Source organism: Pinisolibacter sp. DMC100, from assembly GCF_056313705.1.
The window spans coordinates 18,987-42,236 of sequence record NZ_JBQUZT010000013.1; the positions used below are offsets into that span (position 1 = coordinate 18,987).

At 68.9% G+C, this 23,250-nt stretch carries 20 protein-coding genes and 1 riboswitch; of the genes, 3 read left to right on the plus strand and 17 right to left on the minus strand.

Going from position 1 to position 23,250, the window contains the following annotated elements; genetic code table 11:
* Window positions 1-290: 290 nt before the first annotated feature.
* The 3 genes from ACT541_RS20410 (at window position 291) to ACT541_RS20420 (ending at window position 3,217) form a co-directional block, all read left to right on the plus strand.
* Window positions 291-1,241, plus strand: coding sequence for a GGDEF domain-containing response regulator (locus ACT541_RS20410; RefSeq protein ID WP_476139221.1), 951 nt, complete (start codon window positions 291-293; stop codon window positions 1,239-1,241).
* Between the two features lie 114 nt (window positions 1,242-1,355).
* Window positions 1,356-2,249 carry a DMT family transporter gene (locus tag ACT541_RS20415; protein WP_476139224.1) on the plus strand — a complete coding sequence of 298 codons (894 nt, stop codon included), beginning with the start codon at window positions 1,356-1,358 and terminating at the stop codon, window positions 2,247-2,249.
* A gap of 74 nt (window positions 2,250-2,323) precedes the next feature.
* A complete protein-coding gene (locus ACT541_RS20420) occupies window positions 2,324-3,217 on the plus strand; it encodes a DMT family transporter (protein ID WP_476139226.1) in 894 nt (297 codons plus the stop codon).
* A gap of 54 nt (window positions 3,218-3,271) precedes the next feature.
* Here ACT541_RS20420 and serA read toward each other — a convergent pair whose 3' ends face one another.
* From serA to ACT541_RS20505, 17 genes are all read right to left on the minus strand, one after another.
* Window positions 3,272-4,858 (minus strand): phosphoglycerate dehydrogenase, encoded by a 1,587-nt coding sequence (serA, locus tag ACT541_RS20425; RefSeq protein ID WP_476139228.1) that lies wholly within the window; start codon window positions 4,856-4,858, stop codon window positions 3,272-3,274.
* A 123-nt stretch (window positions 4,859-4,981) separates the two neighbouring features.
* On the minus strand, window positions 4,982-6,145 hold the full coding sequence (locus ACT541_RS20430) for a phosphoserine transaminase (protein ID WP_476139230.1): 1,164 nt from the start codon (window positions 6,143-6,145) through the stop codon (window positions 4,982-4,984).
* A gap of 200 nt (window positions 6,146-6,345) precedes the next feature.
* Entirely contained in the window at window positions 6,346-7,188 is an 843-nt protein-coding gene (locus ACT541_RS20435) for an outer membrane protein (protein ID WP_476139232.1), read from the minus strand.
* Between the two features lie 473 nt (window positions 7,189-7,661).
* Window positions 7,662-9,008, minus strand: a complete 1,347-nt coding sequence (gene glmM, locus ACT541_RS20440) for a phosphoglucosamine mutase (RefSeq protein ID WP_476139234.1) — start codon at window positions 9,006-9,008, stop codon at window positions 7,662-7,664.
* A 159-nt stretch (window positions 9,009-9,167) separates the two neighbouring features.
* Complete coding sequence (locus ACT541_RS20445; RefSeq protein WP_476139236.1) at window positions 9,168-10,520, minus strand: nucleobase:cation symporter-2 family protein; 1,353 nt, start codon at window positions 10,518-10,520, stop codon at window positions 9,168-9,170.
* A 188-nt stretch (window positions 10,521-10,708) separates the two neighbouring features.
* A complete protein-coding gene (ftsH, locus tag ACT541_RS20450; RefSeq protein WP_476139238.1) occupies window positions 10,709-12,634 on the minus strand; it encodes an ATP-dependent zinc metalloprotease FtsH in 1,926 nt (641 codons plus the stop codon).
* Between the two features lie 133 nt (window positions 12,635-12,767).
* Window positions 12,768-14,072 (minus strand): tRNA lysidine(34) synthetase TilS, encoded by a 1,305-nt coding sequence (tilS, locus tag ACT541_RS20455; protein ID WP_476139240.1) that lies wholly within the window; start codon window positions 14,070-14,072, stop codon window positions 12,768-12,770.
* Complete coding sequence (gene ybgF / locus ACT541_RS20460; RefSeq protein WP_476139242.1) at window positions 14,059-15,069, minus strand: tol-pal system protein YbgF; 1,011 nt, start codon at window positions 15,067-15,069, stop codon at window positions 14,059-14,061. The genes tilS and ybgF overlap by 14 nt, the downstream gene beginning before the upstream one ends.
* A gap of 201 nt (window positions 15,070-15,270) precedes the next feature.
* Window positions 15,271-15,777 (minus strand): peptidoglycan-associated lipoprotein Pal, encoded by a 507-nt coding sequence (gene pal / locus ACT541_RS20465; protein WP_476139244.1) that lies wholly within the window; start codon window positions 15,775-15,777, stop codon window positions 15,271-15,273.
* 233 nt (window positions 15,778-16,010) lie between these two features.
* The gene (tolB, locus tag ACT541_RS20470; protein WP_476139246.1) at window positions 16,011-17,399 is read right to left on the minus strand and encodes a Tol-Pal system beta propeller repeat protein TolB; all 1,389 of its coding nucleotides are present in this window, start codon (window positions 17,397-17,399) and stop codon (window positions 16,011-16,013) included.
* A gap of 53 nt (window positions 17,400-17,452) precedes the next feature.
* The gene (gene tolA, locus ACT541_RS20475) at window positions 17,453-18,610 is read right to left on the minus strand and encodes a cell envelope integrity protein TolA (protein ID WP_476139248.1); all 1,158 of its coding nucleotides are present in this window, start codon (window positions 18,608-18,610) and stop codon (window positions 17,453-17,455) included.
* Between the two features lie 6 nt (window positions 18,611-18,616).
* A complete protein-coding gene (tolR, locus tag ACT541_RS20480) occupies window positions 18,617-19,072 on the minus strand; it encodes a protein TolR (RefSeq protein WP_476139250.1) in 456 nt (151 codons plus the stop codon).
* Window positions 19,073-19,085: 13 nt separating this feature from the next.
* Entirely contained in the window at window positions 19,086-19,802 is a 717-nt protein-coding gene (tolQ, locus tag ACT541_RS20485) for a protein TolQ (protein ID WP_476139252.1), read from the minus strand.
* 266 nt (window positions 19,803-20,068) lie between these two features.
* Window positions 20,069-20,497 (minus strand): tol-pal system-associated acyl-CoA thioesterase, encoded by a 429-nt coding sequence (gene ybgC / locus ACT541_RS20490; RefSeq protein ID WP_476139254.1) that lies wholly within the window; start codon window positions 20,495-20,497, stop codon window positions 20,069-20,071.
* Window positions 20,494-21,069 (minus strand): GNAT family N-acetyltransferase, encoded by a 576-nt coding sequence (locus tag ACT541_RS20495; protein ID WP_476139256.1) that lies wholly within the window; start codon window positions 21,067-21,069, stop codon window positions 20,494-20,496. Before ACT541_RS20495 ends, ybgC begins: the two co-directional genes overlap by 4 nt.
* Before the next feature lie 51 nt (window positions 21,070-21,120).
* Window positions 21,121-22,056, minus strand: a complete 936-nt coding sequence (locus ACT541_RS20500) for an ABC transporter substrate-binding protein (protein ID WP_476139258.1) — start codon at window positions 22,054-22,056, stop codon at window positions 21,121-21,123.
* A 13-nt stretch (window positions 22,057-22,069) separates the two neighbouring features.
* The gene (locus ACT541_RS20505; protein WP_476139260.1) at window positions 22,070-22,852 is read right to left on the minus strand and encodes an ABC transporter permease; all 783 of its coding nucleotides are present in this window, start codon (window positions 22,850-22,852) and stop codon (window positions 22,070-22,072) included.
* Between the two features lie 62 nt (window positions 22,853-22,914).
* Window positions 22,915-23,026, minus strand: a riboswitch (TPP riboswitch).
* Between the last annotated feature and the right edge of the window lie 224 nt (window positions 23,027-23,250).

Here is a 23,250-nt window from a genome sequence, read left to right on the forward strand (position 1 = left end):
TTTTCGCCCGCGCGACGCGACCGGGCCGGCGACGGCGCGCGGACTATAGCGACAAACGCCAGCCCGCGCGACCCTCCCCTTGTCGGGGTGAGCACGAAGGCTTCTCCGCCTGCGACGGCGGGTCGCAAGCCTCGGGGGTTTCCACTACGGGTTTTCGCTGGAGAACCTTCTCGCCGAAAGATCCCCTTAACCCGGTGACGTTAGCGTCAGGCTTACGACCGCACAACGACGTGCTGATCGAGGCTCGGCACCGTTCCGGGAACGGCCGCAGGGTTGCGAACGAGGAAGTCATGCGAATCGTCCTGGCAGAACCCAGCCGCATCGGACAGCGTCTGATGACGAAGATGCTCGCCGACGGCGGGCACGAGGTTCTCGCGTTCGGCGACGGCCACGCGGTCCTCGACTGCCTGCGCACCGACGAGAGCGTCGACGTGCTGATGACCTCCTTCGAGATTCCCGGCATCTCCGGCCTCGAACTGTGTTGGGAAGCGCGCCTGATCGCCAATTCCCACCGCCCGATCCACGTCATCGCCATGTCGTCGACGCACGACCGCGACCGCCTGATCGAGGCGCTCGATTCCGGCGCCGACGACTTCGTCACCAAGCCGCCGGTCCCGGCCGAGCTCTTCGCCCGTCTGCGCGCCGCCGAACGTGCCACGCGCGCCGCCCGCGAACTGCTGCGCATGGCGACACTCGACGCGCTGACCGAGCTGCCCAACCGCCGTGCCTTCTTCGATCGTGCCGGCGAGGCGACCCGCCGCGGCGGATCGGAACAGCCGGTCTCGGTGCTGATGCTCGACATCGACCACTTCAAACGGGTCAACGACACCTTCGGCCACGATGCCGGCGACGAGGTGCTGCGCGCCGTCGCCGACGTGCTCCGCTCGCGCGCCGGGCTCGCCGCGCGTCTCGGCGGGGAGGAATTCGCCGTGCTGCTCGAGGGCTGGGATCTGCTCGACGCCTATCAGGAGGCCGAGCGGCTCCGGCAACTGGTGCTCCAGCGGCCGATCTCGGTCTGCGGCCAGGCGATTCCGGTCACCGTCTCGATCGGTGTCGCCGAGCACGGTCACGGCCAGACGGTCGACCAGTTGCTGAAACAGGCCGACGTCGCGCTCTACGCCGCCAAGACCGGTGGCCGCAACCGCGTCGTCGCCGCCCAGACCACGGCCTCGGGCGAAGACGCGGCGGCGCATGCCTGCGAGGCGGTGCTCCAGCCCGAGACGATCTATCTCGCCTGCTGAGGTCGAGGCGCGGCGGCCGGGAGCCGTCGCATGCCTTGTCCGCACGCCGCCGCTTTACATTCGCGCGCCGCTCGGCTTCCCTTCGCCTCCCTCGAGCTGCGGTGAACCGACCCCGTGCGTGCCTCTCCTTCCGCCCTGTGGGCGAGCCCCTATGCCCTGCTGACGCTCGCCTCGCTGCAATGGGCGGCGAACACCGTGGCGGGACGCCTCGCGGTCGGTCACGTCACGCCGATGCTGCTCGTCTCCCTGCGCTGGGGCATCGTGCTGGTGGTGCTGGCGGTCGTCCACGGCCGGGCGATCGCGCCCGACCTGCCGGCGCTGAAGGCCAAGCCCTGGCTGCTGACGCTGCTCGGGCTGACCGGCTACACCGCCTTCACCGCCTTCTTCTATGCCGCCGCCCATCACACCTCGGGCGCCAACATGTCGATCGTCCAGGGCGCGATGCCGGCCTTCGTCTTCTCGCTCGCCTTCCTGATGCGCGGTCGGAAGATCTCGCTGGCGCAGGGGCTCGGCATGGCGCTCGGCGTCGCCGGCGTGGCGATCGTGGCGACACGGGCCGACTGGGAGGTCGCCCGAACGCTCGCCTTCAATCTCGGCGACCTCTTCATGGTCGGTGCGACGATCTCCTACGCGATCTACACCGTCGGGCTCGAGGATCGGCCGCGGGTCGCCTCGCTGTCGCTCTTCACCGCGCTGGTCGCCGTGGCGCTCGTCACCTCCCTGCCGCTGACGATCGCCGAGGCCGCGACCTCCGGCACCTTCTGGCCGACACCGGAGGGCTGGATCATCACCATCCTGGTGTCCATCTTCCCGTCGTTCCTGGCGCAGGTGTTCTACATCCGCGGCGTCGAGCTGATCGGCCCGGGGCGGGCCGGCATCTTCGTCAACCTGATCCCGATCTTCGGGGCGTCGATGGCGGTCGTCTTCCTCGGCGAGCCCTTCGGTTGGTATCAGGCCGCCGGCCTCACTCTGGTGATGGCGGGAATCGTGTTGGCGCAGCGGCGCTGACGTCGAAAACCGGGTGGCGCGGTGGACCGCGCCGCTCCATTCATGCCCCTCGACCAACGAGAAACGGAGCCGACATGCCCGTCGCCGCCTGGGGAATGCTCCTCGTCCTGTCCACCCTGTGGGGCGGATCCTTCCTGTTCAACCGGGTCGCCGTCGCCGAGATCGCGACGCTCGACATCGTCGCCGCCCGCGTCTTCCTCGCCGCGCTCGTGCTCTTCGTCGCGGCGCGGGTGACCGGAGCGACGCTGCCGCGCGACCGGGCCTCGTGGCGCGACTACGCGGTCATGGGCGTGCTCAACACGATCGTTCCCTTCTGCCTCATCGTCTGGGGCCAGAAGACGATCGGTGCCGGCCTCGCCTCGATCCTCAACGCCACCACGCCGATCTTCGGGGTGATCGTCGCCCATCTCTTCACCGCCGACGACAAGGCGCCGCCGGCGAAGATCGTCGGCATCGCCGTCGCCTTTCTCGGCGTCGTGGTGCTGGTCGGCATCGATGCGCTCGCCGGTCTCGCCGATCACCTCGCCGCCGAACTCGCCTGCCTCGGCGCGGCGCTCTCCTACGGCGTCGCCGCCCTGTGGAGCCGACGCTTCCGCGGGCGCCCGCCGATCACGACGGCGCTCGGCCAGTTCACGGCGTCGAGCGTGGTGCTGGTGCCGGTCGCGTTGATCGTCTCGCCGCCTTGGGCGGCGGCGGTGCCGAGTGCCGCGGCGATCGCTTGCGTCGTCGCGCTGGCGATCCTGTCGACGGCGGTCGCCTACATCCTGTTCTTCCGCCTGACCACGCTGGTCGGGCCGACCAACACGACGCTCGTCACCTTCCTGATCCCGCCGAGCGCCATCTTCCTCGGTTTCGCCGTGCTCGGCGAAAGGCTCGCGCCGCAGCACATCGCCGGCGTCGTGCTGATCGGCGCCGGCCTCGCGGCGATCGACGGGCGTCTGCCGCGGCGGTTGGGTCTGATCAAATGAGAAACGGCGGCGGGATCGTTCCCGCCGCCGCTCTCGTTCGTGCTCGCGCCGATCTCAGAAGGTCAGGCGCTTGGAATGCACCACGCCCTCGAGCGCGCCGACGCGGGCGATGAGTTTGTCCGACACCGGGCCGTCGACGGCGATCAGGCAGATCGCGTCCTCGCCCGCCGCCTTGCGGCCGAGCGCGAAGGTGGCGATGTTGGCGCCGACCTCGCCCATCAGCGTGCCGAGACGGCCGATGAAGCCGGGCTTGTCCTTGTTGGTGACGTAGAGCATCGACGGCGCGAACTCGGCGTCCATCTGGATGCCCTTGATCTCGACGATGCGCGGCTTGCCGTCGGCGAAGACGGTGCCGGCGACCGAACGCTCCTGACCTTCGGTCTTCACCACGAGGCGGATCAGGCTGTCGAAGGTGCCGGCCGAATCGCGGCGGACGTCCTCGACGGCGATGCCGCGCTCCTTGGCCATGACCGGGGCCGAGACCATGTTGACGGCGTCGAGCTGCGGCTTGAGCAGGCCGGCGATCGCCGCCGCACCCAGCGCGCGGGTGTTCATGCCCGACACCTCGCCCTCGTATTCGATGCGCACGCCGGTGATGCCGGCCTCCGTCAGCTGGCCGGCGAAGGAGCCGAGCATCTCGGCGAGCCGCACGAAGGGCGTCAGCTTCGGCGCTTCTTCGGCCGAGACCGACGGCATGTTGAGCGCGTTGGTGACGGCGCCGGTCAGCAGGTAGTCCGACAGCTGTTCGGCGACCTGCAGGGCGACGTTCTCCTGGGCTTCCGAGGTCGAGGCGCCGAGATGCGGCGTGCAGACGACGCTCGGATGGCCGAAGAGCACGTTCGCCGTCGCCGGTTCCTCGACGAAGACGTCGAAGCCGGCACCCGCCACGTGGCCGCTGTCGAGCGCCGCGCGCAGCGCCGCCTCGTCGACCAGGCCGCCGCGGGCGCAGTTGATGATGCGGACGCCCTTCTTGCACTTGGCGAGGTTCTCGGCCGAGAGGACGTTGCGGGTCTTCTCGGTCAGCGGCGTGTGGAGGGTGATGAAGTCGGCGCGCTTCAGCAGGTCCTCGAGCTCGACCTTCTCGACGCCGATGTCGGCGGCACGCTCCGGCGACAGGAAGGGATCGAAGGCGATCACCTTCATGCGCAGGCCCTGGGCGCGGTCGGCGACGATGGCGCCGATGTTGCCGCAGCCGATGATGCCGAGCGTCTTGCCGGTGATCTCGACGCCCATGAAGCGGTTCTTCTCCCACTTGCCGGCCTGGGTGGAGGCATCGGCGGCGGGGATCTCGCGGGCGACGGCGAACATCAGCGCGATGGCGTGTTCGGCGGTGGTGATCGAGTTGCCGAAGGGGGTGTTCTCGACGATCACGCCCTTGGCGGAAGCGGCCGGGATGTCGACGTTGTCGACGCCGATGCCGGCGCGGCCGATGACCTTCAGCCGGGTCGCCTTCTCGAGCAGCTTGGCGGTGACCTTGGTGGCGGAGCGGATGGCGAGGCCGTCGTAGTCGCCGATGACCTCGGCGAGCTTGTCCTTGTCCTTGCCGAGGGACGGCAGGTAATCGACCTCGATGCCGCGATCCTTGAAGATCTGGACGGCGGCGGAAGACATGCTGTCGGAGATGAGTACGCGCGGAGCCATGGGAGCACCTCGTCGGGACGGAGCCGCGCGCGTCGTGTCGCCGCGACCGCGACGTCCTGGAAAATGGGTGATGAGAGGAAAGGCCGGCGACGCGACCCGCGCGTCGCCGGAGAGATCATGCGATCAGAGCTTGGCCTTTTCCTCGGCCAGTGCCCAGTCGAGCCAAGAGGTGAGCGCCTTCACGTCGGAGGCTTCCACCGTGGCGCCGCACCAGATGCGCAGGCCGGCAGGCGCGTCGCGATAGGCGCCGATGTCGTAGGCGACGCCTTCCTTGTCGAGGGCCGCGACGATCGCCTTGGCGACCTTGGCGACGACCTCGTCGCCCTTGGCGACCACTTGCGGATCGACGATCGACAGGCAGACCGAGGTGTTCGACCGCGTCGCTTCGACCTTCGGCAGGAAGGCGAAGGACTTGGACGCCGCCACCCAGTCGGCGATGACCCTGGTGTTGGCGTCGGCACGGGCGATCAGGCCCTTCAGCGAACCGACCGACTGCGCCCACTTCAGCGCGTCGACATAGTCCTCGACCGCCAGCATGGAGGGCGTGTTGATGGTCTCGCCGACGAAGATGCCGTCGATCAACTTGCCGCCCTTGGTCATGCGGAAGATCTTGGGCAGCGGCCAGGCCGGCTTGTAGCTCTCGAGCCGCTCCACCGCGCGCGGGGAGAGGATCAGCATGCCGTGCGCCGCCTCGCCGCCCAGCACCTTCTGCCAGGAGAAGGTGACGACGTCGAGCTTGGCCCAGTCGAGGTCCTGCGCGAAGGCGGCCGAGGTCGCGTCGCAGATGGTGATGCCTTCACGGTCGGCGGCGATCCAGTCGGCGTTCGGCACGCGGACGCCGGAGGTGGTGCCGTTCCAGGTGAAGACGACGTCGCGGGTCTTGGTGTCGACGGCCGAGAGGTCCGGCAGCTCGCCGTAGGCCGACTTGAAGACGCGCACGTCCTCGAGCTTCAGCTGCTTGGCGACGTCGGTGACCCAACCTTCGCCGAAGCTCTCCCAGGCCAGCATGTCGATGCCGCGGGCGCCGAGGGCGGACCACATGATCATCTCGACGGCGCCGGTGTCGGACGCCGGCACGATGCCGATCTTGTAGTCGGCGGGGACGCCGAGCACTTCGCGGGTCAGGTCGATGGCGAGCTGGAGGCGGGCCTTGCCGGGCTTGGCGCGATGCGAGCGACCGACGAGGGCGCCGGAGAGAGCATCGAGAGACCAACCGGGGCGCTTGGCGCAGGGGCCGGAAGAGAAGTTCGGGCAGGCGGGCTTGGTGGCCGGGCGAGCAATCGTCATTGATTCCATCCTTTCAGATGGGCGCCCCTCGGTGGGGAGGGGTGTCCCGCCGTCGCCGATAGCGGTTTCCGGACTGGGAAGCAAACAAATCCGTCGCTGCACCGCGGGAGCTTTCGTCGCACGCGGAATCCCTTACCCGGAACGCCGAAGGGCGCGACGATCGCTCGTCGCGCCCTCCGAAGGGATCGGATCGGACCGGATCAGTACTTGGCGATGACCGGGGCCGAGTAGTGCTGGCGCGGAGCCGGGGCATCGAACATCCAGCGCGCACCGACGTGCAGCGAGTGGTTCTGGATGCGCTTCAGCTCGATCGACTCCGGCAGACAGCCCGAGGTGTTGCAGTTCGAGTTGCCGACGCTCGCGACCTTGCCGAGGTCCTTGTAGGAGTAGCCGACGTCGAGCTTCAGGTTCGGCGACAGGTCGTAGGCGAAGCCGGCATGCAGCGCCCAGGCCGGGTTCCACTTCGAACCGCCCGGGATGATGCCGAAGTTGGTGCCCGACGACGAGCCGGTCCACGAGGCGTACTCGTAGATGTTCGACATGTGGTTGTAGGCCACACCGGCACCGGCGCCGACATAGGGCGTGAAGCCGGAATAGGTGCCGAGTTCGGCGTAGACGTTGGCCAGCAGCACGGCCGAGGTGACGTCGCCGTGGTACTCGTTGGTGTTGTTGGTCGGGGCCGCCAGCGTGCCGCCGGTGTAGCGGGCGGTGGCCTTCATCGCGCGGGTCGAGATGAACTCGCCGGTCAGATCGCCACGCAGATATTCGTTGAACTGATAGCCGACGCCGAGGCCGATCGACGGCGCGGTCCACAGCTTGTCGGAGACGATCGACTTCGGAATGCCCGGCTCGTATTCGGAGAAGCCCGACTTGTTGTCGATCACGACGCCGATGTCGCCGCGCAGATACCAGCCGCTGGCGGTCGACGCCGGCTCGGCCATGGAGGGGACCACGGTCGGGCCGCGCAGGGGCGACGCCATGTCGGCCGCCTGAGCGGCTGCGGCGAGCCCGAAGAAGGCCGTACCGGCCAGAAGAGACGTCATGATCTTGGTCATCGGAACATTCCTGCCGTTTTCGGAGGCTCGCACGGCGAACCGACCCGCTGTCTCGATCGAGCCGATTTCAGCACGCATTTGGTTAATGAAGCGTTTAGTCTCGACAGTGTTCGGCATGCCGCGTTCACCATGATCATCGTTGTCGTCACCCGACATCTGTCGATCGTCGCGGAAGCCCGCGTTCGAGCGATCGTGCGGTGATGAGACGAAACCCCCGATTTCCGCGAATTTTTGCCGAAGAGCGCCGAAACGCGCCCGACGCGAATGGTTTCTCCACCGCGCTTCGAGGCCGGTTTCTGGAGTAGAAACGTCGATAATTTCTTAACCGTGTCGATTAACCACGAGAAACATGGTTGACGAAAACTGAAGGCGATCGTTCGAAGACGAAAAAGCCCCCCGTGGCGACACGGGGGGCGAAGGCGCGATCGCGCCGCTTCGGCGATGCTTCGAAAAATGCAATCTCAGGCGGCGACGCGTCCGAGGGCGTCGACGATGTCGTCGACCACCGCGCCGAGCAGCGAGGCGTCGTCGGCCTCGCCCATCACGCGGATCAACGGCTCGGTGCCGGAGGGGCGAATCACCAGGCGTCCGCAACCGGAGAGACGCGCCTCGGCATCGCGGATGACCTGCTTGACGGACGCATCCTCGAGCGGCTTGCCGCCCTTGAAGCGGACGTTCTTGAGGATCTGCGGCACCGGATCGAAGCGATGGCAGATCTCGGAGACCGGCCGGCCCCGCCGCTGCACCACGCCGAGCAGCTGCAGCGCGGCGATCAGCCCGTCGCCGGTGGTGGAATGGTCGGAGAGCACGATGTGGCCCGACTGTTCGCCGCCGACGTTGTAGCCGCCCGCCCGCATCGCCTCGACGACGTAGCGGTCGCCGACGCCGGTGCGCACCAGTTCGAGGCCGAGGCCGCCGAGATGGCGCTCGAGCCCGAGGTTGGACATGACGGTGGCGACGATGCCCTTGCGGGCGAGGAGGCCTTCCTCGGCCCAGCTCTCGGCGATCACCGCCATCAGCTGGTCGCCGTCGACGATCTGGCCCTTCTCGTCGACGATGATGACGCGGTCGGCGTCGCCGTCGAGCGCGATGCCGATGTCGGCGCGCACCTCGTGGACCTTCTTCTGCAAGAGGCCCGGTGCGGTCGAGCCGCAGCCGTCGTTGATGTTGCGGCCGTCCGGCTCGACGCCGATCTTGAAGACCTCGGCGCCGAGTTCCCACAGCGCGTCCGGGGCCACCCGATAGGCGGCGCCGTGGCCGCAGTCGATGACGACGCGCAGGCCGGCGAGCGACTGGTTGCGCGGCAGGGTGCGCTTGGCGAACTCGATGTAGCGGTCCTGGACGCCGTCGATGCGCTTGGCGCGGCCGAGGTCGGCGGAGGGCGCGAGGCGGCCGGTCAGGTCCTCCTCGAGCAGCGCCTCGATCTCGGCCTCGATCTCGTCGGACAGCTTGTAGCCGTCCGGTCCGAAGATCTTGATGCCGTTGTCCTGGTAGGGATTGTGCGAGGCCGAGATCATGACGCCGAAGTCGCAGCGGAGCGACCGCGTCAGCATGGCGACGCCGGGCGTCGGGATCGGGCCGGTCATGAAGACGTCGACGCCGACCGCGGTGAAGCCGGCGACCATGGCCGTCTCGATCATGTAGCCCGACAGGCGCGTGTCCTTGCCGATCACCACGCGGTGGCGATGCGTCCCCTTGCGGAACGACAGACCCACCGCCATCGCCACCTTCATGGCCAGTTCCGGCGTGATCGGCCAGACATTCGCGCGACCGCGGATGCCGTCGGTGCCGAAGAATTTGCGCGCCATCGTCGAAGTCTCTCTCTCGCGCGGGGGCGCCTCGGCGGCCCCGCCTCATCGATGAAGGGCCTCCTATAGCACCGATCGCGTCGAGACGAAAAACCCGTCGCGCGCCCCGCCCGACGATCGTCGGGCAGGGTGAACGACGGGCGGAGCCACGCGGAGCCCTCAGGCGTGGTCGACGGCCTTGGCGGCCTCCGCGGCCTCGGCGAGGGCGTCGCCGCGGCCGAAACCGTTGAAGAAGGCGTTGAGCGCCACCGCCGAGATCGAGGCGAGCAGGATGCCCGACTCGAGCAGCGGCGCCATCGCCTTCGGCATGTGTTCGAAGAACTTCGGCGCCACCAGCGGGATCATGCCGAAGCCGATCGAGATGGCGACGACGAGGAGGTTGTTCTTCGCCGCCTTGAAGTCGACCGCCGAGAGGATGCGGATGCCGGTCGCCGCGACCATGCCGAACATGCAGAGGCCGGCGCCGCCGAGCACGAACTGCGGCACCGCCTCGACCAGCGCCGAGAGCTTGGGCAGCAGACCGAGGGCCAGCATGATGAAGCCGCCGACGACCGCCACCCAGCGCGACCTGACGCCGGTGACGCCGACCAGACCGACGTTCTGCGAGAAGGACGTGTAGGGGAAGGTGTTGAAGATGCCGCCGATCAGCGTGCCGAGACCGTCGGCCCGCAGGCCCGCGGTCAGCCGCTTCTCGTCGACCTTGGAGCCGGTCATCTCGCCGAGCGCCAGGAACATGCCGGTCGATTCGATCATCACCACGACCATCACCAGACACATGGTGAGGATCGAGAAGAGGTCGAACTTCGGCATGCCGAACTGGAAGGGCACCACCACCCCGAACCAGCCGGCGGAGGTGACCTTGTCGAAGTTCATCAGCCCGGTCGCCGTGGCGAGGAGGCAGCCGGCGACGATGCCGACCAGCACCGCGACGTTGGCGACGAAGCCCTTGCCCCATTTCGACAGGCCGAGGATGACGAGCAGCACGAAGAGGGCGATGCCGAGGAAGCGCAGGTCGCCGAAGGCCGGGTTGCCGATGCCGCCACCGGCCCAGTTGACGCCCACCCGCATCAGCGAGATGCCGATCACCGTGATGATCGTGCCGGTGACCACCGGCGGAAAGAGCGGCAACAACCTGCTCACGAAAGGTGCAACCAGCATGCCGAAGAGGCCGGCCGCGATCACCGCGCCGTAGACGCCGAGGAGCCCCAGCTCCGGATTGGTGCCGATGGCGATCATCGGGCCGACCGAGGCGAAGGTCACGCCCATCATCACCGGCAGGCGGATGCCGACGCCGGGGAAGGCCCAGGCCTGGATCAGCGTGGCGATGCCGCCGGCGAAGAGGTCGGCGCCGATCAGCGCCGCGACCTGCTCCGGCGGCAGTTTCAGGGCGCGACCGACGATCAGCGGCACGGCGACGGCGCCGGCGTACATCACCAGGACATGCTGCAGACCGAGTGCGCCGAGACGCAGCGCCGGAAGACGTTCGTCGACCGGCTCGACCTTGTCCGACATGCGGGATCCCTCCGAACAGGATGCGCCCGCCCCCCACGGGCTCGGCGCCATGTCGATGGCCTCGCAAGTCTCGGGCCAGATCGTATACAGCGGCGAGGGCGTCGCACGTGCGGCCGATCCTGTCGTCCGGAAACGACGAAGCCCGCCGGAGGGGCGGGCTTCGCGTGACGTTTCGGATCGCGGGACGATCAGCTCGGCTGCGGCATCGGGTCGGTGCCCGGCTCGCCGCCCTTGGCATCGCGCCCGGTGGTCGGCGGCACGGCCGAGGAGGAGCGCGGAGCGCTGGTCGTCGTGCCGCCGTCGCGGCTCGGCGGCTTGCCGTCGAGCAGGTCCTTGATCTCGTCGCCGGTCAGCGTCTCGTATTCGAGCAGCGCCTCGGCGAGACGGATGTGGGCGTCGTGCTTCTCGGTGAGGATGCGCTTGGCCTCTTCGTAGGCTTCCTCGATCAGACGACGGACCTCGCGGTCGATCTTCTGGGCGGTCGCCTCCGAGACGTTCTGCTGGCGGCCCATCGACATGCCGAGGAAGACCTCGTCCTGGTTTTCGCCGTAGGCGACGAGGCCGAGCTCGTCGGAGAAGCCCATGCGGGTGACCATGGCGCGGGCCATCTTGGTGGCCTGATCGATGTCGCCGACGGCGCCGGAGGTGATGTTCTCCTTGCCGAAGACCAGTTCCTCGGCGACGCGGCCGCCCATGGCGACGGCGAGATGCGAGGTGTATTCCTTGTACTTCATCGAATAGCGGTCGCCCTCGGGCAGGAACTTGACCATGCCCAGCGCGCGGCCGCGCGGGATGATCGTCGCCTTGTGGACGGGCAGGCCCGCCGGCACGGTCAGGCCGACGATGGCGTGGCCGGCCTCGTGATAGGCGGTCAGCTTCTTCTCTTCCTCGCTCATGGCCATCGACTTGCGCTCGGCGCCCATCATGACCTTGTCCTTGGCGTCCTCGAACTCGGCCATGGTGACGAGGCGCTTGTTGCGCCGCGCGGCGAGCAGCGCCGCCTCGTTGACGAGGTTCATCAGATCGGCGCCGGAGAAGCCGGGCGTACCGCGGGCGAGGATGCGCAGGTCGACGTCGGGTGCCATCGGCACCTTGCGGACATGGACCTTGAGGATCTTCTCGCGGCCGTTGACGTCCGGGTTCGGCACGGTGATCTGGCGATCGAAACGGCCGGGACGCAGCAGCGCCGGGTCGAGCACGTCGGGCCGGTTGGTGGCCGCGATGATGATGATGCCTTCGTTCTGTTCGAAGCCGTCCATCTCGACGAGCAGCTGGTTCAGCGTCTGCTCGCGCTCGTCGTTGCCGCCGCCGAGGCCGGCGCCGCGGTGACGACCGACCGCGTCGATCTCGTCGATGAAGATGATGCAGGGCGCGTTCTTCTTGGCCTGCTCGAACATGTCGCGGACGCGGGAGGCGCCGACGCCGACGAACATCTCGACGAAGTCGGAGCCCGAGATGGTGAAGAAGGGCACGTTGGCCTCACCGGCCACGGCGCGCGCGGTCAGCGTCTTGCCGGTGCCCGGAGGGCCGACCAGCAGCACGCCGCGCGGGATGCGACCGCCGAGGCGCTGGAACTTCTGCGGATCGCGCAGGAACTCGACGATCTCCTGGAGATCCTCCTTGGCCTCGTCGATGCCGGCGACGTCCTCGAAGGTGACGCGGCCGTGGGCCTCGGTCAGCAGCTTGGCCTTGGACTTGCCGAAGCCCATCGCCTTGCCGCCGGCCCCGCCCTGCATCTGCCGCATGACGAAGAGCCAGATGGCGATGATGACGATCATCGGCATCCACGAGATCAGCGCACCGAGGAGGCTGAAGTTCTCGCCCGCCGGCCGCGCGACGATGGCGACGTCCTTCTTGCGCAGCTCGTCGACCAGATTGGCGCCGGGCGGCGCATAGGTCTGGAACGTGCCCTGCGCACGATAGGAGCCGGCGATCTGCTGGTCGGTGATGGTGACCTGCTTGACCTTGCCGCTCTCGACGTCGTCGAGGAACTGCGAGAACGCAATCTCGTTCGAGCCGCCGCCGCGTCCGGGATTCTGGAAGAGCTGGAAGAGCGCGATCACCAGAAGACCGACGATCACCCAAATGGCGAAATTCCTGAGATTCGCGTTCATCGAAGATCCTGTTCCCGCATCCACATGCTCGGCGGACGCCGTCCGATCCCTTGTACTGCGGGTGAAGATAGGTCTCCCCCCCGCGAATGCCAAGACGACGGCCCGAAAGTCGGGCCGAGGCATGACGAATTCGTTACCGTTCGCCTTCGCCCGGTCGTGGCGGCCGTGCCCGGACATCCAGCCGCGCGGGGATCGCGTCGACGCCGGGAAGCAACGCCGGCTCGCCGGCGCCGCGCAGCACGACGATGCCACAGAGGAGGGCGGCGGAAGGGGCGGGGTCGCCGACGACGTCCGGCGCGAGGCGCCCCGAGGCGCGCAGGGCGCGACGTTCGGTCTCGCCGAGCGGGCCGATCTCGACCGCCGGTTCTGCATCGCGCGCCCGCTCGAAGAGCCAGCCGCCGAATCGCCGTCGTGTCCCCGGCTCGAGCGCGATCGATGCCGCGCGTCCCGCCTCGGGCGCGAACCAGAGCGCCCCCCGGCGGCGTTCGATCCGGACGCCGCCGAGCGTGCGGACGACCGTGCCGCTCGCGCCCGTCAGCACCGCGTCGATCGCCGCGACGGCGTCGAGCCGCGGCCCGTGGTCCGCGTCGCCGAGATGCCCGATCAGGCGGGAGAGGAGCCTGAGGCGGATCTCGGCGTGTTCGGCCGCGTAGGCGCCCGCGTCGATCCGGGCGAAGCCGAGCGGATGAATGGTCCCGGCGCGGGCGAAGAGCGCGTCGACCGCCGCCTCGATCGCCTGCGATGCCCGTGCCATCGCCGCCGCCGTGGCGACGAGGCGCTCGCGGGTGAGCCCATGGGCGGCGAAGAGATCGGCGGCGGCCCTCAGCCGTGCCCTCTCGTGGCGGGGATCGCGGTTGGACGGGTCCTCGACCGCCGTGATGCCGCGGGCCGCCAGCGTCGCGGCGAGGCGGGCGCGGGGGAGGTCGAGGAAGGGGCGGAAGAGCAGCAGGCCGTCGACGTCGCGCATCGGCGCCATGGCGGCGAGGCCGCGCACGCCGGAGCCGCGGGCGAGGCGGGAGAGGAAGGTCTCGGCCTGATCGTCGGCCTGATGGGCGAGGATCACCGTGTCGAGCCCGTTGCGGGCGGCCTCGGCGAAGAGGAGCCGCCGACGTGCGGCGCGGGCTTCGGCCTGGAGATTGGCGGTCGGCTTCGCGCCGGTCCAGAGAAGGACGCGGTGGTCGAGACCGCGGGCGGCGGCCTGGGCCGCGACGAAGTCGGCTTCGGCGCGGGCCTCGGGGCGCAGGCCGTGATCGACGGTCAGGACGACGGCGCGCGGCAGGTCGGGATCGAGGGTGCGGGCGTCGGCCCACAGATGCATCAGTGCGAGCGAATCGGGGCCGCCGGAGACGGCCAGCGCGACGCCCCGGCGTCCCTTCGACGGCGCGAAGGCGGCGAGCGCCTCGACCGGAGAGACGGGGCCGTCGTCAGCACTTGCCACGGGCCTTCTCGGTCGCGGCGCGATCGCGAACCGCCTTCGAGGCCTTGGGATATTTGGCGAGCAGTTCGTCCCAGGAGGCGCAGGCGGCCTTCTTCTCGCCGAGCCCGTTGAGGGCGAGGCCGAGCTTCAACAGACTGTCGGGCGCCTTCGCCCCGTCGGGAAACTGGGTGTAGCTCTTGAGGAAACTGTCGGCCGCCTCCTTGTAGCGGGCACGCGCGTAATAGCTCTCGCCGAGCCAGAACTGCGCCGCGCCGAGCCGCTTGTCGGTCGGATGGTTGCCCATGAAGGTCTTGAAGCTCTGTTCGGCGAGATCGTATTCGCCGTTCAGGATGTAGCCGTAGGCGGCGTCGTATTCGTCGCGCGGGCTGGCCGTCGGGGCGACGGCGGCATAGCGCGGGTCGACGCCCGGCACCGGCTGGCTCTCGGCCGGCTTCGGCCGCGGCGTCGCGCCGAGCTCCATCGGCGCGGCCGAGCCGATCAGGCCGCCGATCGGGTCGCTCGACGACAGATTGCCGAGGCTCGCCGGCGGGGTGCCGCGATTGCCGGCCTGCGGCTGGGCCGCCGCCGGGGGCGCGGCGACGGGCGTCGGCGCCACCGCGGCGAGCGCCGGGCCGCCGGCATCCGGCGCCTCCGACTTCTTCTGCGGTGCGGACGCCTTGGCCCGTCCACCGTTCTCGAGCTCCTGCAGGCGGAACTCCATGTCCTTCTGCTGCCGGGCCATCTGGTCCTGCAACTGGCGGATCTGGAAGGTCAGCTGCTCGATCTGGCCGTTGAGGCCGCGCATCTGGCCTTCGAGCTGGTTGATGCGCACCGACATGTCGGCCACCTGGCCGTCGTCGCCGCCACCGTTGCGGCTGTTGCCGCCGCCGAAGAACCCCTGCGCCGAGGCCGTGGCGCTCGCACCGAGCGTCAGCGCCAGGCCGACGACCAGCGACGCGGCGATGCCGCGCAGCCGACGGGCGAGAGCCCCGATCGTGACTTCACTCCGTTGCGTCATGGAGACGCCGCTCCTTCCCCTCGTGTCCGCCGATCGCGCCGATCGCGACCGATCGGCCTCGATCTAGCATGGCGCGCGCGGTTCGGCCAAAATTTGTCGCCGTCACGGCATTTCGATGGGCGGAAACGACGAACGGCGGCCCCGTTTGGCGGGGCCGCCGTCGCGTTCATGCCGATCGGGCGTCGAAACGCGCCGCTTCGATCACTGGGCGCCGCCGAGCACGGTCACGGCGCGGCGGTTCTGGTTCCAGCAGTTCTCCGCGTCGCAGACCGCCACCGGGCGCTCCTTGCCGTAGGAGATGGTCTTGAGACGGGTCGAGGCGACGCCGCGAGCCATCAGGTAGTCGCGGGTGACGGCGGCGCGGCGGGCGCCGAGCGCGATGTTGTACTCGCGGGTGCCGCGCTCGTCGGCGTGACCTTCGACGGTCACGGCGTAGCGCGGATACTTGGCCAGCCACACCGCCTGACGGTCGAGCGTCGAGCGCGCCTCGGTGGTGAGATCGGTCGAATCGACGGTGAAGAAGACACGGTCGCCGACGTTGACGACGAAGTCCTGCTGCGAACCCGGCGTGGCGGCACCACCGGCACCCAGACCGCCGGCGCCGTCACCGGCGTTGTCCTGCTGGCTCGCGCAGGCGGCGAGCGTCAGCGAGGTGGCGATGACCGCCGCGAACTTGAAACCGCGCGTCAGCGCGATGGAGGTGAACATTACAGAAACTCCTTCGGACCACCCCGAGTGACCTGCCGGTAACCTTGACGGCCCGTGGTTAAATCGAGGTTCAGGAACGTGGTGAACGAACCGTTTTCGACCGATTTTCGAAAGGACTCGTTCTTCAAAACTCGACGGGGGCCGAATTCACTCTCGGCGCATGGCCAAAAGGTGTCCGGCGCGCGGCGTCGGCGCGGCGAGGGACGTCGCCGCGCCAATGTTGCCGAATTGCATCACTTCAGCAGCGGCGACCACGCCGGGTCGGAGGCGCCGGCGGGCGTGCGGATCTGCGTCAGCACGTGGCCGGTGACGTCGGCGAGCCAGAGCACCGGGTCGCCGCCCTCTTCCTTGAAGAACATCACGTAGCGGCCGTTCGGCGCGAAGGTCGGGCCTTCGGCGTGGAAGCCTTCGGTGAGGATGCGCTCGCCCGAGCCGTCCGGCTTCATGACGCCGATCTTGAAGCCCGAACCGTCCTGCTTGGTGAAGGCGATGAACGGGTTGTCGGGATCGGGCGACCACACCGGCGTGGCGTAGCGGCCGGAGCCGAAGGAGATGCGCTTGGCCGGACCGCCCGACGCGCTCATCACGTAGAGCTGCTGCGAGCCGCCGCGATCGCTCTCGAAGACGATCTGCGAACCGTCGGGCGAGAAGGAGGGCGAGGTGTCGATCGCCGCGCCGTCGGAGAGCTGGCGCACGCCGCCGCCGCCCATCGCCATGGCGAAGATGTTGGCGTTGCCTTCCTTCTGCATCGAGAAGACGAGCGTGTTGCCGTCCGGCGAGAAGCGCGGCGAGAAGGTCATGTTGGGGAAGTCGCCGACGAGCTGGCGGGCGCCGGAGGCGACGTTGAGCACGAAGACCTTCGGCTCGCCCTGGCCGTAGGCCATGTAGGCGACCTGCTGCGACGACGGCGAGAAGCGCGGCGTCAGCACCAGTTCCTGGCCGCGGGTGAGGTAGCGCACGTTGGCGCCGTCCCAGTCCATGATCGCGAGCTTCTTCACCCGGTTGGACTTCGGTCCCGATTCGTCGACGAAGACGACGCGGCTGTCGAAGAAGCCCTTGAAGCCGGTCAGCGAGGCATAGGCCGCGTCCGCCGCGATGTGGGCGAGGCGGCGGATGTTGTCGCCCGATGTGCCGACCTGGGTGCCGACCACCTGAGAGCCGCCGAACACGTCCCAGACGCGGATCTGCGCCACGACCTGACCGCCCTGGCGCGACACCGTGCCGGCGATCACCGCCTGGGCGCCGATGCCCTTCCAGTTGTTGAAGTTGGGCGTCACGTCGGCGCCCACCGTCTTCTCCAGATAGGAGTTCGGGTCGAGGACGTTGAAGTAGCCCGACGTCTTCATGTCGGAGGCGACGATCTGCGAGATCTGCTGGGCGAGCGCCGGATCGCCGCCGAACTGCGGCACCGCGATCGGCATCGGCTGGAAGCTGCCGCCGGGGGTGACCGTGATGCGCAGCTGCGCCTCGGCCGGTGCCGTGGCGAGCGAGAGCGCGCCCGCGGCGGTCGCCAGCGCAAGAGCCGCCGCGGCGAGAACACGCCGCAGCGCGCCGCCGCGACGAAGCCGCGGCGCGGCCGTGGCCTCGCTCGCGGAGCGGATCGGGTTCGGTGTCGTCGTCATCGTCGTCCTCGTCGCTGGGGGTTCCCGCCGTCCGCGAGACTGCCCCCGAAACATCACAGATCCTTGGGATCGAACGTCGCCTCGACCTGGCTCCAGGCCGAGAACTTGTCCGCGGGAAGCTTGTAGGGGCCGCACTGCATCAGCGCGCGCCGCGCGGAAGCCGCGAGGCTGACGCCGAGCGGATGGGCCGGGCCCTCCACCACCGTCGGCTGGCCGTTGAGCGAACCGTCCTGGTTGAGCGAGAAGCGCAGCGTCACCTTGAGCCCGGCCTCGGCCGAGCCGATCGGCGGGTTCCAGCACTTCTTGATCTGGCCGATCAGTCCGTCGGTCTCGGCCTGGGTCATCCGCACCACCGAGAGCTTGCCCGAAGGCGCACCGAGGCTCGCCGTCTTCTGCTCCTTGCCCTGCGAGGCGCCGGACTGGTTGCGGTTGAGAATGTCCGACATCTGCGAGGAGAAGGCCTTGGAATTGGCCGCCTGCTTCGCCGCCGCGTCGGCCTTGGCCTTCGCGTCGGCCGCAGCCTTGGCATCGGCGGCCGCCTTGTCGGCCTTGGCCTTGGCGTCCGCCTTGGCCTTGGCATCGGCCGCGGCCTTGGCATCGGCGGCCGCCTTGGCGTCGGCGGCCTTCTTCTCGTCGACCTTCTTCTGGTCCTCGATCAGCTTGTCGAGCGCCTTGGTGTCCTTCGGCGGATCCTTCGGCTTGGGCGGCGCGCCTTCGCCGGTGTCCTTGGCCTTCTCCGCCTCCTTGGGCAGATCGGGCTTGGGCTCGGGCGGCTTGACCGGTGTGGGCTTGGGCTCGGGCGCCTTGACCGGCTCGGGCTTCACCACGGGCTTCGGCTCGGGCTGCTTGACCGGCTCGACCTTGGGGATCTCGGCGACCTTCTCGGGCTTCGGCTCGACCTTGGGCTCCGGCGGCTTGGGCTTGGCCTCCGGCATCGGCGGCGGCGGCTCTTCCTGCGCGTCGGTGCCGGCGCGGGCGCCTTCGGCCTCCTTGGCGGACTTGGCCGTGTCCTTCTGGACGAGTTCTTCCTTGGGCTTCGCCGTCTTCTGGCCGAGCTTGAGCTCGGCGACGTCGGCGATCGGCACGAACTCGATCGGCATCGCCTCGACCGCCGGCTGGTCCTCGCGCTTCTCGAAGCCCGGGAATCCGAACAGGATCCAGGCGAGAAGGGCCGCGTGGAGCACGGCGGAGGACGGCAGACCCGGACGCATCGATCCTTACCTCGACGCCGTTTCGGGAAGCGAGACGAGGCCGATCTTCTTGTAACCGGCGTCGTTCAGCCGCCCCATCACCTTCAGGATCGAGCCGTAGTCGGTCGTCTTGTCGCCGCGCACCAGGATGCGCTCGTCGATGCCGTTCTTGGCGATCGCCTGAAGCTTGGGAACCAGATCGTCGATCTTGAACTCGGCGTCCTGGATGTAGATGCGGCCCTGGCCGTCCAGCGACACGGTGATCGGCTGGGTCTGACCCTCCATCGCCTTGGCGCGGGTCTCGGGCAGGTCGACCGGCACGCCGACCGTCATCATCGGCGCCGCCACCATGAAGATGATGAGCAGCACCAGCATGACGTCGATGAACGGCGTCATGTTCATTTCGCTCATCGGGCCGGAGCGCGCGCGACGACGGCCGCGCCGCCCGCCCTGTGCTCCCGATCCGCCGACCGACATCGCCATGGGGTACGCCTCCTCAGGCCGCCTGCCGCTCGTCGATCTGACGCGACAGGATGGCGGAGAACTCGTCGGCGAAGGTCTCGAGCCGGCCGCCGAGCGCGCCGGCGTCGGCCGAGAGCTTGTTGTAGGCGATGACCGCCGGGATGGCCGCGACGAGGCCGATCGCGGTGGCGAAGAGCGCCTCGGCGATGCCCGGTGCGACGACCGCGAGCGAGGTGTTCTTGGAGGCCGCGATGCCCTGGAACGCCGTCATGATGCCCCACACCGTGCCGAAGAGGCCGATGAACGGGCTCGACGAACCGATCGTGGCGAGCACCAGCAGGTTCGACTGGAAGCGTTCGACCTCGCGGTTGATGGTGACGTCCATCACCTTGTCGATGCGCTGCTGCAGCGATCCGATCGCCGGGCGGCCGCCCTCGTGGGAGCGCTTCCACTCGCGCATCGCGGCGACGAAGAGCGCCGGCATGCCGTGGTTGGCGCGCGCCGACAGCGTGCGGTAGAGATCCTCGAGGCTCTGGCCCGACCAGAAGATCTGCTCGAAGTTGTCCATCTGCCGACGCGTCTTCATGTAGAGGAAGACCTTGTCGACGATGATCGCCCAGCACCACACCGAGGCGGAGAACAGCCCGAGCATCACCAGTTTGACGACGATGTGCGCGCTCCAGAACATCGCGAGGAGCGTCATGTCGGAATGCGGCGCGGCCAGCGCGGCCTGAGCGACTTCGGGATTCATGTGTCGGGTACCTTTTCGGCCGAGAACGGCTCGGGCGACGGTGGGAGCGGTGCGAGGCGTCGAGCGAGAAACGAACGCCTTTCGCCGACGCCCGCTCGTGACGAGCGGCCATCGGATCGCGATCACCGGCGACGATCTCGAACCTCGCGTTCCTTCTGCCCGGCGAATGTGACCAAACGAGGACCCCGAGCGGGTCCGCGCCGAGCCAGCAAGCCATTGGTAGGGTTAAGGATCGGTTTACGATGCTGCGCTGCGGCGCCTGCATCTCACTCGGGATGGCCGAAGAGCGACCTGAGGTCGGCCGGCACGCGGTGCGGTCTTCCCTCGGCATCGAGGCAGACGACGGTGACGACGGCGCTCGCGATCGTCTCCTCGCCGCGGGCGAGCACCTGCTCCATGACGACGCGGGCGCCGCCGACCATGCGGGTGCGGGTGGTCACCGACAGGAGGTCGTCGAGCTTCGCCGGACGGAGGTAGTCGATCTCCATGCGGCGGACCGCGAAGACGATGCCGCGGATCGCCTGCATCTGCGACTGCGACAGGTCGAGGGCGCGCAGATATTCGGTGCGGCCGCGCTCGAAGAAGCGGACGTGGCTGGCATGATAGACGATGCCGCCGGCGTCGGTGTCTTCCCAGTAGATGCGGACGGTGATGGTGTCCTCGAAGCTCGAGGCGTCGGGGGTCGGATGGGTCATCGGATCACGCTGGTCCCTTCGGATGCATCTGTATCGCATGCCGACCCCACCGGGATAGGGATGCGGTAGATCGACAGGCTCAACCGGCGACCGTCCGCCTTCAGGGCCTGCGAGCGGCCGACGATGATACCGCCCAACCGCTCGGGAATCGCGCGGCTGGCGAGATTTTCGTCCGCCACGGGATAACGCAATGCCTCGACGCCGAGAACCTCGCCGGCCCATCGCGCCAGTGCCGCAACCGTCTCGCGGCCCAAACCCGCGCCCTGTTCGCTCTCCCGAATCCAGATCCCGACGATCGGTTCGTCGCAGGTGAGCGCGTGCAGTCCGGACATGCCGACGAAGGCGCCGGTCCGCGCGAGGCGAACCGTGAGATGAAGCGTTCGTCCCTCGACCGCCTGCCGCGGCCAGTCGGCGCAGACGGTAGCCAGCGCCTCGATCGAAGGCGACGGCTCAAACCCCGTGAAGCGCGTGAGCGTCGGCGTCACCGCGGCGAACACCTCTGCGACATCGGTGGGCGCGAAGGCCGACAGCCGCAGTCTGGGCGACGAGATCTCGATCTCGCTCAGATCCATCGTGACCTCCTGATCGGCCACGTCTCGTCCGCGCCGATGCCGGTCTTCCGATCACTTCGGCTCGATCATGTAGCTCTCGGGCGACGGAATCGTGTCGATCAGGCCGCGCGCCTTGAGGAAGGCGGCGAAGCGCTCGGCGCGGACGGTGTCGATCGCGCCGGGGCGCTTGGCGAAACGCGGCAGCGTGTCGGTCAGCGCCCGGCGGTTGAGCTCGTCGGCGAGCTTGGGGTCGGCCTTCTCCATCAGCGCGCGGGTCTCGGCCGGGTGATTGGTCGCCCACAGCGTCGCTTCTTCGAGCGCCGCGTTGAACTTCGCGAAACGGGCGTCCTTCACCGCGTCGCGGTGGGCGACGAGGATCAGTTCGTCGTAGGGCGGCACGCCGTTCTCCTCGGGGAAGAAGGCGATCGCGCGTCTGCCGGCGAGTTCCAGTTCGGTCGCCTCGAAGTTGCGGTAGCCGCCGACGACGGCGTCGACCTGGTTGGTGAGCAGCGCGGCGGTGAGGGCGAAGTTGACGTTGACCAGCGTCACGTCGGAGAGCTTCAGCCCGCCCTTCTCCAGCATGGCGCCGAGGATGGCGTCCTCGAAGCCGGAGACGGAATAGCCGATCTTCTTGCCCTTGAGGTCGGCGAGCGACTTCACCGAGCCGCCCTCCAGCGCCATCACCGAGTTGAGCGGCGTCTCGATCAACGTGGCGAAGCGGACGAGCGGCATGCCCTCCTTCAGCGCCAGCAGGTGCTCGGGCTGATAGGTGACGGCGACGTCGGCCTGCTTGGCGGCGACGAGGCGCGGCGGGGCCGACGGGTCGGCCGGGGCGACGAGCTCGACCTCCAGGCCGCGGGCGGCGAAGAAGCCCTTGTCGCGGGCGACGAAGAGGGTGGCGTGGTCGGGGTTCACGAACCAGTCGAGCAGCACCGTCATCTTGTCGGCGGCGGCGGCGGGCGTGGCGAGGAGGAGGCTCGCCAGGGCGAGCGATGCGAGACGCTTCATGTCGGGGTTCCTGTCAGGAGCGAGGGACGACGGGTTCCGCCGCCCAGGGGGCCCAGCGGCGGGTGAGGTGATCGACGAGGGCGCGCAGACCCACGGCGAACAGAGCGAGGAGGACGAGGGCGGCGAACATCACGTCGGTCTGGAGCCGCGCGTTGGCGTGCATCATCATCAGGCCGAGGCCGTGCGAGGCACCGACCCATTCGCCGACGATGGCGCCGATGGGGGCGACGGTCGCCGCCATCTTCAGCCCCGAGATGAGCGCCGGCACGGCGGAGGGCAGGCGCAGGAAGCGGAACGTGTCGAGCCGCGAGGCGCCGTGGACGCGGGCGAGGTCGACGAGGCCGGGGTCGAGTCGCGCGAGGCCGTCGTGCAGGCTGGCCGTGACGGGGAAGAAGATCACCAGCGTCGCCATGACGATCTTGGAGGCGAGGCCGAAGCCGAACCACAGCACGAGGAGCGGCGCCACCGCGAAGACCGGCAGCGTCTGGATCACCACGATCGCCGGCAGGACGAGGCGGGCGGTCCAGGGGACGAGCGCCATGACGATCGCCGCGGCGACGCCGAAGACGACGCCGCAGACGAGGCCGAGCACGATCTCGAGGGCGGTGACGAGGCCGTTGTCGAGGAGGAGGGGCAGGTTGGCGGCGAAGGCGCGGGCGACGCGGTCGGGGCCCGGCAGCAGCCAGACCGGCGGGGCGAAGAGCGCGACCGCGATCCACCACGCCGCGAGGAAAGCGGCGAGCGGCACGAGGCCATGGGCGGCGCGCGCGGCGAGGCGCGTCAGCGTCGTGGGCATGGGGATCCTCCGACACGGGCCATGCGGCACGGGCGGGCGGATCCGGAGGGATGAATGACGTCGGTCGGCATGGTTCCCGTCCCTTCGCCGGCATGACCCGGATCAGGTTCGAAGGGTTCGGCGCGGGGCCCGCGCCATCTCAGCTCTCGTACGAGAACACCCCTCGGAACGAGGCGAACGGTGACAGAGTACGGTGCGGCGCGCAAGGGGGGAGGGCGCGGATCGTTCGCCGGCATGAGCGCGATGCATCTTCGCGAACACCGCGCGAGCGACGCGGGCGACAAAGAAAGACGGCGGCGAACCGAGGTTCGCCGCCGCCGTTTTCGTTTCTTCCGAAAGCCGTTCGATCAGAACAGCTGGAGGATGCTCTGGTCGGCCTGGTTGGCCAGCGACAGGGC

What these genes read in the sequence shown, in the direction of transcription:
- glmM (WP_476139234.1), bottom strand. Translation starts at nt 9,008, where the DNA reads ATGGCGCGCAAATTCTTCGGCACCGACGGCATCCGCGGTCGCGCGAAT.
- tolB (WP_476139246.1), bottom strand. Translation starts at nt 17,399, where the DNA reads ATGACGACGACACCGAACCCGATCCGCTCCGCGAGCGAGGCCACGGCC.
- ACT541_RS20420 (WP_476139226.1), top strand. Translation starts at nt 2,324, where the DNA reads ATGCCCGTCGCCGCCTGGGGAATGCTCCTCGTCCTGTCCACCCTGTGG.
- serA (WP_476139228.1), bottom strand. Translation starts at nt 4,858, where the DNA reads ATGGCTCCGCGCGTACTCATCTCCGACAGCATGTCTTCCGCCGCCGTC.
- tolR (WP_476139250.1), bottom strand. Translation starts at nt 19,072, where the DNA reads ATGGCGATGTCGGTCGGCGGATCGGGAGCACAGGGCGGGCGGCGCGGC.
- ACT541_RS20410 (WP_476139221.1), top strand. Translation starts at nt 291, where the DNA reads ATGCGAATCGTCCTGGCAGAACCCAGCCGCATCGGACAGCGTCTGATG.
- ybgF (WP_476139242.1), bottom strand. Translation starts at nt 15,069, where the DNA reads ATGACGCAACGGAGTGAAGTCACGATCGGGGCTCTCGCCCGTCGGCTG.
- pal (WP_476139244.1), bottom strand. Translation starts at nt 15,777, where the DNA reads ATGTTCACCTCCATCGCGCTGACGCGCGGTTTCAAGTTCGCGGCGGTC.
- ACT541_RS20500 (WP_476139258.1), bottom strand. Translation starts at nt 22,056, where the DNA reads ATGAAGCGTCTCGCATCGCTCGCCCTGGCGAGCCTCCTCCTCGCCACG.
- tolA (WP_476139248.1), bottom strand. Translation starts at nt 18,610, where the DNA reads ATGCGTCCGGGTCTGCCGTCCTCCGCCGTGCTCCACGCGGCCCTTCTC.
- ACT541_RS20435 (WP_476139232.1), bottom strand. Translation starts at nt 7,188, where the DNA reads ATGACGTCTCTTCTGGCCGGTACGGCCTTCTTCGGGCTCGCCGCAGCC.
- ACT541_RS20495 (WP_476139256.1), bottom strand. Translation starts at nt 21,069, where the DNA reads ATGGATCTGAGCGAGATCGAGATCTCGTCGCCCAGACTGCGGCTGTCG.
- ACT541_RS20430 (WP_476139230.1), bottom strand. Translation starts at nt 6,145, where the DNA reads ATGACGATTGCTCGCCCGGCCACCAAGCCCGCCTGCCCGAACTTCTCT.
- ACT541_RS20445 (WP_476139236.1), bottom strand. Translation starts at nt 10,520, where the DNA reads ATGTCGGACAAGGTCGAGCCGGTCGACGAACGTCTTCCGGCGCTGCGT.
- tolQ (WP_476139252.1), bottom strand. Translation starts at nt 19,802, where the DNA reads ATGAATCCCGAAGTCGCTCAGGCCGCGCTGGCCGCGCCGCATTCCGAC.
- ftsH (WP_476139238.1), bottom strand. Translation starts at nt 12,634, where the DNA reads ATGAACGCGAATCTCAGGAATTTCGCCATTTGGGTGATCGTCGGTCTT.
- ybgC (WP_476139254.1), bottom strand. Translation starts at nt 20,497, where the DNA reads ATGACCCATCCGACCCCCGACGCCTCGAGCTTCGAGGACACCATCACC.
- ACT541_RS20505 (WP_476139260.1), bottom strand. Translation starts at nt 22,852, where the DNA reads ATGCCCACGACGCTGACGCGCCTCGCCGCGCGCGCCGCCCATGGCCTC.